Consider the following 17,798-nt stretch of genomic DNA (forward strand, 5'->3'; position numbering starts at 1 on the left):
CGGGATCGACACCGAAGCCGGCGCCGTTCATGATTGACCCGTATGCCAGACGACAGACGCACCGCCGAAACCAGGCCCTCTCCCGACGCGCTGCTCGAGCATGCCGAGCGGGAGGAGCGCGGCCGCCTGAGGATATTTCTCGGCGCCGCCCCCGGTGTCGGCAAGACCTACGAGATGCTGATGTCGGGCCGCGCCAGGCTGGCCGACGGGGTCGACGTGGTGATCGGCATCGTCGAGACGCACAGCCGCAAGGAAACCCAGACGCTGGTCGAAGGCTACGAGGTCATTCCTCGCCTTGAGATCGATTACAAGGGGCGGATCCTTGAGGAGATGAATCTCGACGCCATCCTCGCCCGGCACCCGGCGCTAGTTCTGGTCGACGAACTCGCCCACACCAATGTCGCCGGCAGCCGTCACCCCAAGCGCTATCTCGACGTCCAGGAAATCCTGACGCACGGCATCGATGTCTACACGACGCTGAATATCCAGCACGTCGAGAGCCTGAACGATGTCGTGGCGCAGATCACCCGCGTCAGGGTGCGGGAAACTGTCCCCGACTCCATAATCGACCAGGCCGACGACATCGAGATCATCGACCTCACCCCCGACGATCTGATCAAACGGCTTGAGGAAGGCAAGGTCTACATCCCCAGCACCGCCCAGCGCGCCATCGAGAACTATTTCTCGCCGGGCAATCTGACGGCGCTCCGGGAATTGGCGCTCCGCCGCACTGCCCAGCGGGTCGACGAGCAGTTGCTGACCCACATGCAGGCCCACGCGATACCCGGGCCTTGGGCGGCGGGGGAAAGGGTTCTCGTCTGCGTCGATGCGCGTCCGGGCGGGGCGGCCCGTGTACGTTATGCGCGGAGGTTGGCCGACCGGCTCCGCGCCCCTTGGACGGCGCTTCATGTCGATACCCCTCGTTCAGCTGCCATGCCCGAGGAGGACAAGGATCGGCTGGCGACGCAGCTGCGCCTTGCCGAGCAGCTCGGTGCCGAGGTGACGACCATTCCGGGTCAGAACGTCGCGCAAGACATCGTTCGGCATGCGACGGCGAACAACTTCACCCATATCGTGATCGGCAGGCCGACCCGATCGCGTTGGCGGGAATTGATCGAAGGCTCGCTCACTTACGATCTCATCCGCAATGCCGGCGACATCAGCGTCCATGTCATTTCGGGAAACGAACGCAACGCCGAGGCGACGTCGAGGACCGTCAAGGCGGCGGACGAGCAGTGGCAGTTCGAGATCTGGCCCTATCTCAGGGCCACGGCCTATGTTGTTGGCTCGCTCGCCTTCGCCGTCCTTCTCGACCAGTTTCTCGACGTCCGCAATCTGGCGATCATCTTTCTCATTGGGGTCCTGACGTCGGCGGTGACCGGCGGTCTCTGGCCGGCTTTGTATGCCTGCCTCATCAGCGCCATTGCCTTCAACTATTTCTTCCTGGAACCACGCTACACGCTGACGATCGAGGATCCGGAGAGCATCGTTGCGCTGGCTGTCTTCCTGGTTGTTGCGGTCATTGGCAGCAATCTAACAGCGCGCGTGCAGCGTCAGGCGGTCGCCGCGCGCTCGCGGGCACGCGCCACAGAAGATATTTATCTCTTCTCAAAGAAGCTCGCCGGCGCTGGGACGCTTGATGACGTTCTCTGGGCAACTGCCTTCCAGATCGCCTCGATGCTGAAGCTGCGCGTGGTGCTGCTTCTGCCGGAGAACGGCACGATTGCGGTCAAGGCCGGCTACCCACCCGACGACACGCTGGCCGAGGCCGACATCGCAGCAGCCCGTTGGGCGTGGGAGCATAACCGCGCCGCCGGGCGCGGCGCCGACACGCTGCCCGGAGCAAAGCGCCTCTATCTGCCCCTGCGGACCGGACGCACGGCGGTGGGCGTCGTTGGCCTCGACAACGACAAGCAAGGTCCGCTGCTGACACCCGAGCAGCAGCGTCTGCTCGATGCGCTCGCCGACCAGGCGGCGGTCGCCATCGAACGCATCCAGCTCGTCGCCGATGTTGACCGGGCCAAGCTCGCGGCCGAGGCAGACCGTCTGCGCTCGGCCTTGCTCACCTCCATTTCCCACGATTTGAAAACGCCGCTTGCCGCCATCATGGGCGCAGCCGGAACACTCAGGGACTTCGAGGCCGCACTTCCCGAGCAGGACCGGGCGGAACTGCTGTCGACCGTGCTCGATGAAGCGGAGAGGCTTAACCGCTTCATCGCCAACCTACTCGATATGACCAAGATCGAATCCGGCACTATGGAGCCGAACTATGCGTTTCACTATCTCGGCGACATTGTCGGCTCAGCCCTACATCGGGCCCGCAAAATCGTCGGCGAGCATAAGACCGAGATCGACATTCCATCGGATCTGCCGATGTTGCGGGTCGACCCCGTTCTGTTCGAACAGGTGCTGTTCAACCTCCTCGACAATGCTGCAAAATACGCGCCGCCAGGTTCGACGATCCGCCTGCAAGCCTGGGCCGACAACGGCTTCGTCATCCTGCAGATCATGGATGAGGGACCAGGCATTCCGCCAGCGGATCTAGAGCGCGTTTTCGACACTTTCTACCGTGTGCGCAAGGGTGACCAGGTGCGTGCCGGCACCGGGCTCGGCCTGTCGATTTGCCGCGGCTTCATCGAAGCGATGGGCGGGACGCTCTTGGCGGCAAACAGGTCCGACCGCTCGGGGGCGGTTTTCACGATCAAGATGCAACTGGTGCCGGCGGAACTGCCCAATCTCGGCGAACCCGAGACGGGCCATCAAAATATGGACGATCTGGCATGACGAGCCTGGACGTCAGGATATTGGTGGTGGACGACGAACCGCCGATCCGGAAACTGCTTCGCGTCGGGCTTGGCAGCCAAGGCTATGCGATCAGCGAGGCGCCGAACGCCAGGGCGGCGATTGAACTCATCGCGACGGAAAAGCCGGACCTTGTGCTGCTCGATCTCGGCCTGCCCGGCATGAGCGGGCATGAGTTGCTCCGCAAATGGCGGGATGATGGCCTGGACATTCCCGTGGTTATTCTTTCCAGCCGCACCGACGAGGCCGGCATCGTCTCGGCCCTCGAACTCGGCGCCGACGATTATGTCACCAAGCCATTCGGTATGAACGAGCTTGTCGCACGCATCCGCGTCGCGCTTCGCCACAAGTTCCAGCAGCAGGGTGAGAGACCGGTGTTCCAGACCGGCGACCTCTCCGTCGATCTGGTGAAGCGCATCGTCAAGGTCGAGGACAAGGAGATAAAGCTCTCGCCGAAGGAATACGACATTCTTCGCACCTTGGTGCAGCACGCCGGCAAGGTTCTCACCCACCAGTTCCTGCTGAAGCAGGTCTGGGGCGATTCCACCGACGTTCAATATCTCAGAGTCTATGTCCGGCAACTCAGGCTAAAGATTGAGAAGACGCCCGACCAGCCCCGCTATATCACGACCGAGACCGGCGTCGGATACCGGCTGCGCGAAGTCGACTGACGCGACGAGCATCCGAAGCCGAAATGCCTCTTCCAATCTGCTTCAAATCAGCGGCGGCCATGGCGTCGCCGGACAAAAGCCCTATATTAAGCGAAGATTGGTTTTGTGCGGGAATGAACGAATGCCACGGCTTCGTCTATTGACGTTTCTAGGGTCGGCAATGCTGACTGCGGCGATGCTGTCGGGCGTAAATCCAGCTGCATCGGCACAGGTCGGCAGTCCCGCCGATCGCAACGTGTTGATCCAGCAAGACCAATTGCAGATGTTGGAGAACAGGCTGCGGCGGCAGCAATACCAGCAGCAGCAACAGCAGTACCGTGCCCTGGATCGCCAAATCCCAATACCGCAACGGCAGGAGGTGCCGCAGATGAGGCCAACTTGCCAGTTGCTGCCGTCAGGGAGCGGCTTTGTCAGCACCTGCCGCTGACGACCGGTCTCTTTCATTTATTTAGCCGACTTATATACTGGGGAAACCGCTCCGCCTGCGCCCCATTGAAAGCGGGCGAGTTTGCAACGCTGCCCTTGCCGTCTGGGCACCGATTCGACTGGATTATCGAATGGCAGCCAGCAAGAAGAAGGTTGTACGCAAGGCAAGGAAGGGCGACGGGGTTCGCCAGGTCGCGGCGATTCCCTTTCGGCTGAACGAGCATGGCGATATCGAGGTGATGCTGGTCACATCGCGAACGACGAGGCGCTTCATCGTACCGAAGGGTTGGCCGATGAAGGGCAAGAGCGGCCGCAAGGCAGCCACCATCGAAGCACAGGAAGAAGCCGGTGTTCTCGGCAAGACACTGAAACTACCGGCCGGCACCTATTCCTACTGGAAGCGGCTGGCAAACCGCTTCGTCCGTGTCGACGTCGTCGTCTATTTGCTTGAGGTAACCGAGGAACTTGCCAAGTGGCAAGAAGCCAAGAGACGGCAGCGGGCATGGCTGACGCCGACCGACGCGGCGTTGCTGATCGACGAGCCGGATCTTTCGACGCTGGTGAGGAACATCAGGATTGCCGAGCTGGAGCATAATCCCAAAAAGCAGAGTCCGGCGTTTGGAAAAGATCCCGCTCAATAGAAGATGGAGGCATGCCCCGACTGTGTCGGGATGGAATTGGTTTCCAGCGCCCGCCGCCCCCGTCTCTTGAACCGATGCCTCACTGACTGCCATCGTCTTCCTCGGGCAGAGGCCGCGCCGGCGTGCCGGTATAGGCCCACAGCCATTCGCGCGGCAGTGGCCCCTTGTTGCGTTCGCTCTCCTGCGACTGTTCCCATGCATGTGCGAGGATGCCGACTGAGCGCGACAGCACGAAAAGGCCGCGCGTCAGCGGCGGCGGAAAGCCGAGCTCGCCGTAGATGACGGCCGTGGCGCCGTCGATATTGAGGGGGATTTTTTTGCCCTTGCGCCGCGCCACCTCGGCCTCGATCGCCTCGGCGATGTCGGCGAAGCGCCCGCTGACGATGCCGCGCGCGGCAAAGTCGTGGGTTAGCTCGATGAGGCGGGGCGCCCGCGGGTCGACCGGGTGGAAGCGATGGCCGAGCCCGGGCACATAACCGTCCTCCCCAGCAAGGAAATGATCAACCCGCAGCGACACGGCGCCCGTGAGGGGCACGCCGGCGTCCACTTCAGCGGCGATGTCGCCGTAGAAGGAAAGCGCCTGTTCGCCGGCGCCGCCATGCACATCGCCAAGCACGTTGATGGCAGATGCCATGGCGCTGTTGATGCCGACGCCGCAGGTGATCGCCATGCGGGCGATGGCGATCGACGGCGCCTGCGGCCCATGGTCGACGGCAGCACCCAGCGCGATGCCAAGCAGCGCCGCCTGCTCCTCGCTTGGCAGTTCGCCGCGCAGCATCAGCCAGATCATTGCCGGAAAGCTGACGCGACCGATCAGATCCGGGATTTCATAGCCGCGCAGCCGGATGACGCCGGGGCGCATCTCGATGATGCCGGTCTGCCACCATTCCTCGCCGCGCGCACGGCCAGCCTTGTTTTCCGTGTCGCTCATGGCTTCTTTTCCGTGCCGCTCATGCCTTCGCTCTTTTCTTGGCGCGTGGCGGCAGGTTGGCAAAAACTTCGTCCATATGCTCGCCCAGCCCCGGCGGCGGCCTGCTCGGCAAAGGTGCCTCGCCATCGACCATGAAGCCCCCGCGCACCACGGTCAGCGGCCTGGCCATCCCGGACACAGCCTGGAAGCGTGCTGTCATGCCGCGCTCGATCATTTGTCTCTCTTGCAGTACCTGCGGGATTGTCAGCACCCGGCCTGCCGGCACGCCGGCGCGATTGAACGTCTCCTCCCAGGCGGCGGCCGAGCCGCTCGCCAAGGCATCCTCGATCAGCGCTTTCAATGCAATGCGGTTCTGCTTGCGCGTCTCGCGCTCGGCAAAGCGGACATCCGACGCCAACTCCGGCCGACCGATCAACCGGCACAGTGTGACGAACTGCTCTTGCTTGTTGGCGGCGATGTTGAGCAAGCCGTCGCCGGTGCGAAACGCGCCAGACGGTGCGGCCGTCATGTTTTCATTGCCCATCGGCTGCGGCTCGACGTCCGCCGTCAGATAGTTCGACACCGGCCAGCCGAGCGCAGAAAGCGTGCATTCGAGCATCGACACGTCGAGGAACGCGCCCTCGCCAGTCGTCTTCTGCTTGACCAGTGCGGCGGTAATGGCGAAGGCTCCGACCAGCCCGCCAAGCGTATCGGCGACGGGATAGCCGACACGTAGCGGCGCCGTTTCCGGTGTACCGGTGATGCTCATGATGCCGGAAAGACCCTGGATAATCTGGTCGTAGGCTGGATTGTCGCGCATCGGCCCGGTCTGGCCGAAGCCCGATATCGCACAGTAGACAAGGCCTGGCCGGACCTCCTTCAGCCGGGCATGGCCAAGCCCCAGCCGGTCCATTACGCCGGGGCGGAAATTCTCGACCAGCGCGTCGGCCGAAGCGACCAGATCGAGGAAGCGTTCGCGGTCGGCCTCCTGCTTGAGATCGAGCGCCACCGAGCGTTTGCCGGCATTCTGCGCCAGGAACGAAGCGCCCATGCCCGCCCGGTTGAGCTCCGGCGAGGCGCCGAGCTGGCGCGCCAGATCACCACCTTGCGGCGTCTCGACCTTGATGACGTCGGCCCCGAGCAACGCCAGCTGGTAGGTGCAATAGGGGCCGGCCAGCACATTGGTCAGGTCAAGGACGCGGATGCCGGAAAGCAGGTCTGTCATGACGTCACGAACAGCTCAGGCATCGCCCGGCACGTGCTCCGGTCCACGCATGCGCCTGTGCTCGATGTAGGCCCAGATATGCGGTCCAACCAGCCCGATGAAGGCCAGCGTCAGCAGCGTCAGCGACAGCGGATGCTTGTAGAACACCGTCCAATCGCCGTTGGAGATGGTCATCGCGCGGCGGAACTGCGTTTCGGCAAGCGGCCCGAGAATCATGCCGATGATGACCGGCGCGGTCGGGAAATCGAAACGCCTCATCAGGAAGCCGGCGGCACCGAGCAGATAGAGGATGACGAGGTCGATCGGCGATTGCGAGATGCCGTAGGTGCCGACCGTGGCGAACACCAGGATGCCGGCATAGAGCTGCGGCGCCGGGATCTTCAGCAATCGCACCCACAGCCCGATCAGCGGCAGGTTGAGGACGACGAGGATGACATTGGCGATGAACAGGCTGGCGATCAGCCCCCACACCAGGTCGGCCTGCGTCGTCAGCAGCAGCGGCCCCGGATTGATACCGTAGCTCTGGAACGCCGACAGCATGATCGCGGCCGTCGCCGAGGTCGGCAGGCCGAGCGTCAGCATCGGCACCAGCACGCCGGCCGCGGATGCATTGTTGGCCGCTTCCGGCCCGGCAACGCCCTCAATGGCGCCGACCGTGCCGAACTCCTCCTTGTGTCTGGAGAGTTTCTTCTCGATAGCATAGGAGAGGAAGGTCGGGATTTCGGCGCCGCCGGCCGGCATGGCACCGATCGGGAAGCCGATCAGGGCACCGCGCAGCCATGGCTTCCACGAGCGCGCCCATTCGGCCGCGGTCATGTAGAGCGAGCCCTTCAACGGCACGATATCGTCCTTGCCGGCATAGCGGCGCGAGGCCATGTAAAGCGTCTCGCCAACGGCGAACAGGCCAACGGCGACGACGATGACGTCGACGCCGTCCAACAATTCGCTCATGCCGAAGGTGAAGCGCGGCTGCCCCGTCTGCAGGTCGACGCCAATCATGCCGACGACGAAGCCGACGAACAGACTGGTCAGGCCGCGCACCGAAGACGAGCCGAGCACCGCCGAAACCGTGATGAAGGCCAGCACCATCAGCGAGAAATATTCGGCCGGGCCGAAGGCCAGCGCGAATTTGACGACGATCGGCGCCAGGAAGGCAACGCCGATCGTGCCCAGCGTGCCGGCGACGAAGGAGCCGATCGCCGAGGTCGCCAGGGCCGCACCGCCACGGCCGGAGCGGGCCATCCGGTTGCCTTCCAGCGCGGTGACGATGGTGGCGCTTTCGCCAGGCGTGTTGAGCAGGATCGATGTCGTCGAGCCGCCATACATGGCGCCGTAGTAGATGCCGGCAAACAGGATGAAGGATGCCTCCGGCGCCACCTGATAGGTGATCGGCAACAGCAGCGCGATGGTCAGAGCCGGCCCGAGGCCGGGCAGCACGCCGATCGCAGTCCCCAGCGTGGTGCCGACCAGGCACCATATGAGATTGATCGGCGAGAAGGCGACCGAAAATCCGTGCGCGAGATGGCCGAGCGTTTCCATGGCGTCAGCCCCTCAGCATGGCGACGACCGAATCGACGATCGCATTCAGCTGGTTTTCGATGAAGCCGGCACCGATATTGACGCCAAGCGCCCTGGCAAAGCCGAAATAGGCGGCCAGCGCCAGGATCAGCCCGAGCAGCACGTCACGCAGCGGACGCCGGCTGCCGAAACCGTGGCAGATGAGAACGAACATGATGACAGATGCAGCGGTAAAGCCGAGCGGCTGGATCAGCACCAGATTGGCGATCAGTCCGAGGGCGACGATGCCCATCGCCTTCCAGTCGGTCGGCGTCTCCTTTTCGTCCTCCGGCTGCCATCCGCCCCGCAAGGCGGCAATGATGAGCAGCAGCGACAGGATCATCATCCCGGTCATGGTGATGTAGGGAAAGACGGTCGGACCGACCTTGGAATAGAGCGGCGAGACCGGGATTGCCAGCGTCTGCCAGGCAACCGCACCCGCACAGGCGAGGAGCCCAACGCCGATCAGCAGTTCGGGCACTGCAAGGCGCGGCGGCGCCTGCTGGTCGCTGGTGCTCATCATCGTCCTCCCAATGCCAGCCCCGAGGGCCGGTTCTCCCTGGACTGGTCTCACTCGGCCGATCTCGGCCTAGTTTCACCTCCGGCGCCGCGTATGTCCATGCGGCTGGCGAAAGTCGGCAAGGGTTGGCGCGGGCCGCCCCTTGCCGAGAGCATCACGCCAGGCCGAGGTCCTTGAGGATCGTCCCGATGCGGGCCGTGTCTTCGGCGACGAATTTCGCATAATCGTCACCGGTGAGCAGGATCTGCGTCCAGTTACGGTTCTTGCATTCGGTGGCCCAGGCGTCGCTCTTGGCCATGGTCTCGATCAGCTTGATCATTGCTGCCTTGTCGGCGTCCGAGACGCCGGGCGGTGCGAAGACGCCGCGCCAGTTGAACAGCTCGACATCGATGCCGGCTTCCTTCATCGTCGGCGCATCGATTCCCTCCTGGCGTTTATCCGCGGAGATGGCCAGCAGCCGCAGCGCACCCGCCTTGACCTGTTCGGCGAACTCGCCATAGCCGGAGATGCCGGCCGCGACCTGGTTGCCGAGCAGCGCCGACAGCGCCTCGCCGCCGCCGGCAAACGGCACATAGGAGAGATTGGTGGCCGGAACACCGACGGTCTTGGCGATGAGGCCGAACAAGATGTGGTCCGAGCCGCCAGCCGAACCGCCGGCGACCGGAACCTGCGTCGGGTCGGCTTTGAGGGCGGCAACAAAGTCGGCCGCAGTCTTGAATGGCGAGGCGGCCGGCACCACAAGCGCCTCGAACTCGCCAGTAACGCGGGCGATTGGCGTGACCTCGGTAAGGTTGTTAGCCGCCTTGTTGGCGATGATCGCGCCGACCATGACCATGCCAGCCACCATCAGCGCATTGCCCTTGCCCTTCCACTGGTTGACGAATTGCGGCAGGCCGACAGTACCGCCGGCGCCGCCGACATTGGTGATCTGCGAGCCGGAGATCAGTTTTTCGCTGCGCAGCACCTGGTCCATGGCGCGCGCCGTCTGGTCCCAGCCGCCGCCCGGCGCCGCTGGCACGAAAATCTGCAGCTGCGGCGCGTCCTGCGCGAAGGCGGGGATAAAATGCGATGCCGCGAGTCCGGCAGCACCCGCTGCCGCGGTGCTCATCAAGAATCGGCGTCTGTTCAGCACGGGATTCCTCCAAATCGCGACACCTCCTCCGGTGCCTGCCAGAAACGTGGCCTGACTTCAGACCCGCTCGATAAAATTCATGCAGAGTTTGCGTCTTCCTGTCAAAGACAGAACACGCCGCATGCGGCACAATCGGCCTGCGCGATTTTCAGGCTGGCGAACCGGACGCCCGAAGACGACGTGGCAGGCAGTGCCAAACAACATCCGTCAGGGTTGCCGCTCCAGCAGGATGGTCGGCTTGCCTTGGTAGACGGTTCGCAGCACTTCGCCATAACCACATTTTGCCGCGACGTTCAGCGATCCGGTGTTTTCCGGATCGATGATGCAGACGGTCTTCGCGGCGCCGAACGTCTCGTCGCCCCAGGCAAGCACCCGTGCGACGACTTCGCTGGCCAACCCGTGGCCATGCGCGCCCGAAACCAGAGCCCAGCCGGCCTCCGGAATGCCCTCGATCGACGGCGTCATGTCGCGTTTCAGATCGTGAAAGCCGGCCTCGCCGATGAAGCGGCCGGTCGCCTTTTCCTCGATCGCCCAGAAGCCGTAGCCCAGAAGCGACCACAGGCCGGCGTGGCGCAGGAAGCGCATCCAGCTTTCCTCCCGCGTGCGCGGCTTGCCGCCGATAAAGCGGGTGACGGCGGGATCGGCCCACATCGCGACATAGGCGTCGAAATCGTCAAGCCGGTGCGGCCGCAGGACCGTGCGCGAGGTCTCAATTACTGGGGCGACAATTGTATGCGGACTGGCCATGGTCATGTCTCGGTTGTTGCCCGTGCAGGTCTTCCAAAAGTGGGGACAGCGACACGCCCGAGACGGGAAATCCAAATCCGTTGCGAAAAACAAGAGCCAAGGCTGTGTAGATCATCTTCCAGGCTGATGTGAATCCTGCCAGGCGGTGTTAGTTTTTCTCCAGTACTGGTTCAGGCGCGTTGGGTTTCGGCGCTGCCGTCCGACAGAGGGAAAACAGCATGGACACCACCGACCTTGTGCTTGCCATCTTCCATCATCTGCTGGTGTTTTCGCTGGCAGGCATCATCGGCGCCGAGTTCGTCCTGATCCGCAGCGACTTGTCCGCCGCGACGCTGAAGCGGCTTGTCGGCATCGATCGCCACTACGGCATCATCGCCATGCTGATCATCGTCGCCGGCATCGGCCGCGTCATCTATGGTCTCAAGGGCTGGGAATTCTACGTCTACAACTGGATGTTCTGGGCAAAGATGGCCGCCTTCGCAATTGTCGGCCTGTTGTCGATTATCCCGACCGTCCGATTCCTGTCCTGGAATAGGCAGGCGAGCGCCAGTCCCGGCTTCCAGGTGCCTGCGGCGGAGCTAGCGCCCGTTCGCAGCTATGTCCGCACCGAGGCCTTCATCTTCCTCTTGATCCCGGTGTTCGCGGCGGCGATGGCGCGCGGCTACGGTTATTAAGATAGGTCGGAGGAAGGGCATCGCGCGGCCCAACCTTTCCACTCATTTGCGCGGACAAACGTGCAGTTTGCCGTTCGAGGCTGATTGTCATTTGTCGGGTTGCGCTAGTTATTGCTCCATCTACATTCGGTTTTGAGAGGAACTCCGCGTAGCGGTTGGTAATTCGTATCCTGGGAGGAATCACGATGAGAAAATTCGTCGCCGCGCTGGCTGCCGTTGCGGCCGCCATGCTTTACCCACCGGCCGCTGGCGCGCAGACCTACCCCGAACGCACGATCAGCATTGTCGTGCCGTTTTCGGCCGGCGGCCCGACTGACACCGTCACGCGTCTTGTCGCGGAAGCCATGTCGAAGGACCTCGGCCAGCAGGTCATCGTCGAGAATGTCGGCGGCGCCGGCGGCACACTGGGCGCGGGCCGCGTCGCAAATGCCGAGCCTGACGGCTACACGCTGCTCCTCCATCACATCGGCATGGCGACAAGTGCTACGCTCTACAGAAAGCTCGCCTACGACACGCTGAACGCATTCGAATATGTCGGCCTCGTCACCGAGGTGCCGATGACCATCGTCGGCCGCAAGGATCTCGAGCCGACCGATCTGAAGGGGCTGGTCGACTACGCCAAGGCTAACAAGGACAGCATCACCGTTGCCAATGCCGGGATCGGTGCCGCCTCGCATCTGTGCGGCATGCTGTTTATGAGCGCCATCGGCACGCCGCTGGTCACCGTACCATATAAGGGCACCGGCCCGGCCATGACCGATCTTCTCGGCGGCCAGGTCGACATCATGTGCGACCAGACGACCAATACCACCAAGCAGATCCAGGGCGGCACGATCAAGGCTTATGCCGTAACCTCGCCGCAACGGCTAGACGTGCTGCCGGACGTGCCGACGACGATAGAGGCCGGTCTTCCCCAGGTGCAGGTCGGCATCTGGCACGGCATCTATGCACCCAAGGGCACGCCGGCCGAGATCACCGAACGCCTGTCGAAATCTCTGCAGGTGGCGCTGAAGGACCAGAACGTCGTCGCCCGATTTGCCGAACTCGGCACCAAGCCGTCGCCCGAGGCCGATGCCACGCCGGCCGCGCTCAAGGCCAAGCTGGAAAGTGAGATTGCGCGCTGGAAGCCGATCATCGAAGCGGCCGGCCAGTACGCCGACTAAAGGTTTTTAACGGGGCGCCGCCGGCGCCCCGTTTTTACACCGGCATCGGCACGCCCGTGAGGCGGGCCGGGAGGACGTCATGAAACCTTTCGCAATCGACAGAGCCAACGGCATATGCGCCGCGCTGTTGATCTTTATTGGCGTCTTTTTCGCGCTGCAGTCGCTGGGCCTCGAAATCGGCACCGCCTTTCGCATGGGGCCGGGCTATTTCCCCCTGGTTCTGGCGATCGTGCTCATTCTGCTCGGCGCCGTCATCCTAGTCGAGGCAGTGCGCTTCGAGAGCGAGCCGATCGGTTACATTGCGTGGCGCGGCATGCTGTTCATCCTGCCTGCTCCGATCTTCTTCGGCCTGACGGTGCGCGGCCTCGGCTTCATCCCATCGATCTTCCTGGCGGCGCTGATCGCATCGTTTGCCAGCGGCCGCATGAAGCCGCTGACCGCGCTCGTGCTGTCGGCCGGCCTGACGCTGTTCGCGTTCGCCATCTTCAGCTACGCACTCGGCCTGCCGTTCCGGCGTTTCGGCCCGTGGTTGCCACTGTCGTTGTGAGGAGATGAAATGGAACTCCTCAACAATCTCGCACTCGGCTTTTCGACGGCCACATCTTTGGCAAACCTCGGTTTCTGCCTGATCGGTGTCCTTCTCGGCACGCTGATTGGTGTCCTGCCCGGTATCGGCGCCACCGCAACCATTGCCATGCTGTTGCCGATCACCTTCCAGATCGGCGATCCGGTTTCCTCCCTGATCATGCTCGCCGGCATCTATTACGGCGCGCAGTATGGCGGCTCGACTACCGCTATTCTCATCAACATGCCTGGCGAATCCTCGTCGGCCGTCACCGCCATCGACGGCTACCAGATGGCCAGGAACGGCCGCGCCGGGGCGGCACTGGCGACCGCGGCGATAGGCTCGTTCTTTGCCGGCACGGTGTCGACCTTCCTCGTCGCCATCTTTGCCCCGCCGCTGACGGCGATAGCGTTAAAATTCGGTGCTGCCGAGTATTTTTCGCTGATGATTGTCGGTCTGGTCTCGTCCGTCGCGCTCGCCCACGGCTCGATCGTCAAGGCGCTGGCCATGGTCGTGCTCGGCCTGCTGCTCGGCCTTGTCGGCACCGATATCTACACCGGTACACCCCGTTTCACGCTCGGCATCCGCGAATATGCCGACGGGCTGAATTTCGTCGCAGTGGCGGTCGGTGTCTTCGGCGTCGCCGAGATACTGCGCAACCTCGAAAACGAGCATGAGCGTTCCGTGCTGATCCGAAAGATCTCCGGCCTTATGCCGACCCGCGAAGATTTTCGGCGCATGGCGGCTCCCATCGTGCGCGGAACGATCATCGGTTCGGCGCTCGGCATCCTGCCGGGAGGCGGCGCGATCCTTGCCGCCTTTGCCTCCTACACCGTCGAAAAACGTGTCTCGAAAAATCCCGGGGAATTCGGCAAGGGCGCCATCGAAGGCGTCGCCGGACCGGAATCGGCCAACAATGCCGGCGCCCAAACCTCCTTCATCCCGATGCTGACGCTCGGCATTCCGGCCAACCCGGTAATGGCGCTGACGATCGGCGCTATGATCATCCAGGGCATCGTGCCCGGCCCCAATGTCGCCATCGAACAGCCTGCGCTGTTTTGGGGTATCATCACCTCGATGTGGATCGGCAATCTGATGCTGATCATCTTGAACCTGCCGCTGATCGGGCTTTGGGTGAAACTTCTTACCATCCCCTACTACGTGCTCTTCCCGATCATCATGGCGTTCTGCTCGATCGGCGTTTACAGCGTCAACACCAACGTCTACGACCTCTATGCCGTCGCCTTCTTCGGCTTGCTTGGCTACCTCCTGACCAAGCTGCGCTGCGAACCTGCGCCGCTGCTGCTCGGCTTCGTGCTCGGCCCGCTGCTCGAGGAAAACCTGCGCCGCGCCATGATCCTCTCGCGCGGCGATCCGAGCACCTTCGTGACGCGGCCGATCAGCGCCAGCCTGCTCCTCATCGCGCTTGCCGTGCTCGTCATCGTGTTTCTCCCCGCGGTCAAGAAGAAGCGCGAGGAGGTGTTTGTCGAAGAGAGTTCCTGAACGTGGACGGCGCCACATGCGAGGAACTTCACAGTCGCTTGCCGGGCACTGACTCAGTAGCCGCTTCTCCTGGCCCGAGCGGCGCGATCTCCACCAGCGGTGCAGGCACGCTGGTCGTCTTTTCCTTGGCCTTGCAGATATCGGCGATGACGCAGGCCGGGCAATCCGGCTTGCGCGCCTTGCAGACATAGCGGCCGTGCAGGATCAGCCAATGATGCGCGTGCCGCATATATTCATCCGGAATGATCTTCAGGAAACCTTGCTCGACCTGTTCCGGCGTCTTGCCCGGCGCCAGGCCGAGCCTGTTACCGATGCGGAAGATGTGCGTGTCGACCGCCATCGTATGCTGGCCGAATGCCACATTGAGCACGACGTTGGCGGTCTTGCGGCCGACACCCGGCAGCTCGACCAGTTGATCGCGATCCTCAGGCACCTCGCCGCCATGGTCGCGGATCAGCGCCTCCGACAGCGCGATGACGTTCTTGGCCTTGTTGCGCCATAGCCCGATGGTGCGGATATGGTCGCCGAGCTTGGCCTCGCCCAGCGCCAGCATCTTTTGCGGCGTGTCGGCAATTTTGAACAGCGCCCGCGTCGCCTTGTTGACGCCGGCGTCCGTCGCCTGAGCCGAAAGCACCACCGCCACCAACAGCGTGAAGGCGTTGATATATTCGAGCTCGCCCCTCGGTTCCGGCCGCTGAACGGAAAAGCGCCGGAAAATCTCATGCACCTCGGCCGCGCTGTAAAGCGCCCGCGATCTTGCGGGCCGCGGACGCCGCTTGGCGTTCGAGCCGTCGCGGCGGCCGGGCAACAGGTCTTTTTTTAGCGCAGAAGAGTTTTTGGGCTTGGGGCTTGTCATTGCCTTCCTATAATATTCCCCAATGAGCGACACAAACGCCTCATTTCAGGCCGACGAGCCATTTTTCCAGGCGCTGCTGACACCGCACCGGTCGCTGGGCAAGACCGGCTTTGCCATACTGATGGGCGCCCTGCTGTTCGGCTGGCTGGTGACCGGAGCTTTTTTTCTGTCGCGCGGCGCCTGGCCGGTGTTCGGCTTCTTCGGCCTCGACGTGATCGCCGTCTACATCGCCTTCCGCGCCAATTATCGTGCCGCCCGGGCTCGCGAGGAGGTATCGGTGTCGCGCACCAGCCTCGACATCCGCAAGACTGCCCCGTCAGGCAAATCGGAAGCACACCGCTTCAATCCGTTCTGGGCGCGCTTTTCGATCGCCCGCCACGCCGAGATCGGCATCACCAGAATGGCGGTCGAGGCGCAAGGAAAAACCGTCTCGATCGGCGGCTTTCTCAACCCCGCCGACCGCGAGAGTTTTGCCACCGCATTTTCGCGCGCTCTGGCAGCCGCCAAGGCGCGCTGAGCCAGCGTTTCAGAACCGATAGCGCAACAGCCTGCCGATCTTGCGCAATGCTGGAATGTATTTCCAAAGGCGAACAAACAGTTTCGCGAACCAGCGCATGCGAGCGGCATGTTCCGGCTTATAGGCAGGGATGTCCTCGACGAACCGCAGCTTCGGAACGGCTCGCTCCAACTCATGCGGGTTCTCGATGCTCCAATGGACCTCGGCACCGGTGGCGCGGAAGGAGGAATTGAGGCGAATGATCTTCAGGCCCAGGCGACTATAGGCATCGAAAACCAGTTCGCCGCTCGAAAGATGTCCCACCAAACGAGAAAACAGTTGCTGCCCCTCTTCGGCGCCCAGGTAGGGAGTCAGGCCTTCCGCCACGACTATGGCCGGGCGATCCCGAGGTACTTCGTTCAGCCATCCCGGTTCGGTGACCGACGAAGCGATCAGGTGGTAGTGATCCCGCACGGGATAGAGCTTGCGCCTGAGGTCGATGACTTCGGGATAGTCGACGTCGAACCAGTCCACGCCGGCTGGCGGATCGATACGGAATACGCGCGTATCGAGCCCACACCCGAGATGCAGTACGATGGCGTCAGGATTTCGGGCGAGAAAGTCCTGAACGCAGACGTCCAGCGTCTTTGCCCTGATTGCTAGACCGACGCCGAGATTGTTGTCGACCTTGAGCCGTGAGAAATCATAGTCGATGTTGCGCACCGCCTCGTCGGCAAAGTAGTCCCTGAGCAGCGAATTGGGCAGCCGGCTCTCCAGCGCCTTGCCGTAAAGTGTCAAAAGCAAAGTCTCCTTTGCCCCGGTCAGGTTTACTTTTTCACCAGCCACGACCGTCCTCCCCATTCAAAGCCCAGCTCTATCTGGGTACATGCCGCGGGAAAGCAAGTTTCGGGTGGTGATCGGCGCCGCGAAGGACGATATTCGCACTCAAGGAGATACTGCCATGAACGCCCAAATGCCTCTCAAAACGACAGCAATCCTTCAGAAAGACATCACGCCTGAAGGTGGAGACTACGAAATCGTCCGTCGTGCCATCGAAAAGATCAGCCTCGACTATCGCGACCAGCCTTCGTTGGAAGTGCTGGCCGAGGAGGTCGGCGAGACGCCGACCGGGCTGCAGAAGCTGTTCACCCGCTGGGCCGGCCTGTCGCCCAAGGCTTTTCTGCAGGCCGTCACCCTCGATCATGCGCGCAAGCTGCTCGATGCCGGCATGCCGCTGCTTGAAACCTCGTTCGAACTCGGCATGTCCGGCCCAGGCCGGCTGCACGATCTGTTCGTCACCCACGAAGCGATGTCGCCGGGCGATTACAAGACCCGCGGCGCAGGGCTCACCATCCGCTACGGCTATCATATCTCGCCTTTCGGCATCGCGCTGATCATGGTGACGGACCGCGGCCTTGCCGGCCTCGCCTTCAACGACCCCGGCGGCGAGCGTGCGGCCTTTGCCGACATGTCCAGCCGCTGGCCGAATGCGACCTATGTCGAGGACATGGCGGCGACGGCACCCTATGCCGCGCGCATCTTCGATCCGTCGCTGTGGCGCGCCGACCAGCCGCTGCGCGTTGTCATGATCGGCACAGACTTCCAGGTCCGTGTCTGGGAGGCCTTGCTGCGCATTCCGATGGGCCAGGCCTGCACCTATTCCTCGATCGCCGCGCGCATCGGCGCACCGAGTGCCAGCCGGGCTGTCGGTGCCGCGGTCGGTGCCAATCCGATGTCCTTCGTCGTGCCGTGCCACCGGGCTCTCGGCAAGTCCGGCGCACTCACCGGCTACCATTGGGGTCTGACCCGCAAACGCGCCATCCTCGGCTGGGAGGCGGGACAGGTCTCTTCTTGAATAGCCAACGAATGGAACGATTGGAGCGATGCAAGGACCGCTAGGGTGACAAGCA

18 protein-coding genes are annotated in these 17,798 nt (G+C 63.0%); 10 read left to right on the top strand and 8 right to left on the bottom strand.

Translation table 11 applies throughout. The features are described 5' to 3' along the window. The first annotated feature begins 42 nt into the window (after window positions 1–42). The 4 genes from NKJ15_RS05405 (at window position 43) to NKJ15_RS05420 (ending at window position 4,540) form a co-directional block, all read left to right on the top strand. Window positions 43–2,784: a DUF4118 domain-containing protein gene (locus NKJ15_RS05405; protein WP_352814476.1), complete on the top strand. Its 2,742-nt coding sequence runs from the start codon at window positions 43–45 to the stop codon at window positions 2,782–2,784. After that, window positions 2,781–3,473, top strand: a complete 693-nt coding sequence (locus tag NKJ15_RS05410) for a response regulator transcription factor (RefSeq protein ID WP_352448298.1) — start codon at window positions 2,781–2,783, stop codon at window positions 3,471–3,473. The genes NKJ15_RS05405 and NKJ15_RS05410 overlap by 4 nt, the downstream gene beginning before the upstream one ends. Before the next feature lie 160 nt (window positions 3,474–3,633). Further along, window positions 3,634–3,900 (top strand): hypothetical protein, encoded by a 267-nt coding sequence (locus NKJ15_RS05415; protein ID WP_352539406.1) that lies wholly within the window; start codon window positions 3,634–3,636, stop codon window positions 3,898–3,900. A gap of 130 nt (window positions 3,901–4,030) precedes the next feature. Next, window positions 4,031–4,540 carry an NUDIX hydrolase gene (locus NKJ15_RS05420; RefSeq protein ID WP_352814478.1) on the top strand — a complete coding sequence of 170 codons (510 nt, stop codon included), beginning with the start codon at window positions 4,031–4,033 and terminating at the stop codon, window positions 4,538–4,540. A gap of 79 nt (window positions 4,541–4,619) precedes the next feature. On the opposite strand, the gene NKJ15_RS05425 is transcribed toward NKJ15_RS05420, so the two are convergent. The 6 genes from NKJ15_RS05425 to NKJ15_RS05450 form a co-directional block, all read right to left on the bottom strand. After that, window positions 4,620–5,471 (bottom strand): citryl-CoA lyase, encoded by an 852-nt coding sequence (locus tag NKJ15_RS05425; RefSeq protein WP_352814479.1) that lies wholly within the window; start codon window positions 5,469–5,471, stop codon window positions 4,620–4,622. 19 nt (window positions 5,472–5,490) lie between these two features. Beyond that, complete coding sequence (locus tag NKJ15_RS05430) at window positions 5,491–6,675, bottom strand: CaiB/BaiF CoA transferase family protein (protein ID WP_352814481.1); 1,185 nt, start codon at window positions 6,673–6,675, stop codon at window positions 5,491–5,493. 15 nt (window positions 6,676–6,690) lie between these two features. Next, window positions 6,691–8,214, bottom strand: coding sequence for a tripartite tricarboxylate transporter permease (locus tag NKJ15_RS05435; protein WP_352469448.1), 1,524 nt, complete (start codon window positions 8,212–8,214; stop codon window positions 6,691–6,693). 4 nt (window positions 8,215–8,218) lie between these two features. Then, entirely contained in the window at window positions 8,219–8,752 is a 534-nt protein-coding gene (locus tag NKJ15_RS05440) for a tripartite tricarboxylate transporter TctB family protein (protein ID WP_352502673.1), read from the bottom strand. A 154-nt stretch (window positions 8,753–8,906) separates the two neighbouring features. Next, window positions 8,907–9,860: a Bug family tripartite tricarboxylate transporter substrate binding protein gene (locus tag NKJ15_RS05445; RefSeq protein ID WP_352814483.1), complete on the bottom strand. Its 954-nt coding sequence runs from the start codon at window positions 9,858–9,860 to the stop codon at window positions 8,907–8,909. A gap of 231 nt (window positions 9,861–10,091) precedes the next feature. After that, window positions 10,092–10,631: a GNAT family N-acetyltransferase gene (locus tag NKJ15_RS05450; protein WP_352814485.1), complete on the bottom strand. Its 540-nt coding sequence runs from the start codon at window positions 10,629–10,631 to the stop codon at window positions 10,092–10,094. Window positions 10,632–10,849: 218 nt separating this feature from the next. On the opposite strand from NKJ15_RS05450, the gene NKJ15_RS05455 reads away from it, so the two are divergent. From NKJ15_RS05455 to NKJ15_RS05470, 4 genes are all read left to right on the top strand, one after another. After that, on the top strand, window positions 10,850–11,305 hold the full coding sequence (locus tag NKJ15_RS05455) for a DUF2214 family protein (protein ID WP_352814487.1): 456 nt from the start codon (window positions 10,850–10,852) through the stop codon (window positions 11,303–11,305). A 185-nt stretch (window positions 11,306–11,490) separates the two neighbouring features. Beyond that, window positions 11,491–12,468, top strand: a complete 978-nt coding sequence (locus tag NKJ15_RS05460; RefSeq protein ID WP_352469444.1) for a tripartite tricarboxylate transporter substrate-binding protein — start codon at window positions 11,491–11,493, stop codon at window positions 12,466–12,468. 79 nt (window positions 12,469–12,547) lie between these two features. Further along, complete coding sequence (locus tag NKJ15_RS05465; protein ID WP_352469443.1) at window positions 12,548–13,015, top strand: tripartite tricarboxylate transporter TctB family protein; 468 nt, start codon at window positions 12,548–12,550, stop codon at window positions 13,013–13,015. Between the two features lie 9 nt (window positions 13,016–13,024). After that, window positions 13,025–14,536, top strand: coding sequence for a tripartite tricarboxylate transporter permease (locus NKJ15_RS05470; RefSeq protein ID WP_352814489.1), 1,512 nt, complete (start codon window positions 13,025–13,027; stop codon window positions 14,534–14,536). A 28-nt stretch (window positions 14,537–14,564) separates the two neighbouring features. Here the strand turns inward: NKJ15_RS05470 and nth are convergent, their stop codons facing one another. Beyond that, on the bottom strand, window positions 14,565–15,392 hold the full coding sequence (gene nth, locus NKJ15_RS05475) for an endonuclease III (RefSeq protein WP_352814491.1): 828 nt from the start codon (window positions 15,390–15,392) through the stop codon (window positions 14,565–14,567). A gap of 22 nt (window positions 15,393–15,414) precedes the next feature. Between nth and NKJ15_RS05480 the strand changes: the two genes are divergently transcribed. Next, complete coding sequence (locus NKJ15_RS05480) at window positions 15,415–15,909, top strand: DUF2244 domain-containing protein (RefSeq protein WP_023675281.1); 495 nt, start codon at window positions 15,415–15,417, stop codon at window positions 15,907–15,909. 9 nt (window positions 15,910–15,918) lie between these two features. Here the strand turns inward: NKJ15_RS05480 and NKJ15_RS05485 are convergent, their stop codons facing one another. Next, window positions 15,919–16,734 carry a class I SAM-dependent methyltransferase gene (locus tag NKJ15_RS05485; RefSeq protein ID WP_352469440.1) on the bottom strand — a complete coding sequence of 272 codons (816 nt, stop codon included), beginning with the start codon at window positions 16,732–16,734 and terminating at the stop codon, window positions 15,919–15,921. Window positions 16,735–16,849: 115 nt separating this feature from the next. Here NKJ15_RS05485 and NKJ15_RS05490 point away from each other — a divergent pair, with 115 nt between their 5' ends. Beyond that, window positions 16,850–17,743 (top strand): methylated-DNA--[protein]-cysteine S-methyltransferase, encoded by an 894-nt coding sequence (locus NKJ15_RS05490; protein WP_352453988.1) that lies wholly within the window; start codon window positions 16,850–16,852, stop codon window positions 17,741–17,743. The last annotated feature ends 55 nt before the right edge of the window (window positions 17,744–17,798 follow it).

Source organism: Mesorhizobium sp. M0207 (genome assembly GCF_040321995.1).
In the GTDB taxonomy this organism is placed as follows: Bacteria; Pseudomonadota; Alphaproteobacteria; order Rhizobiales; family Rhizobiaceae; genus Mesorhizobium.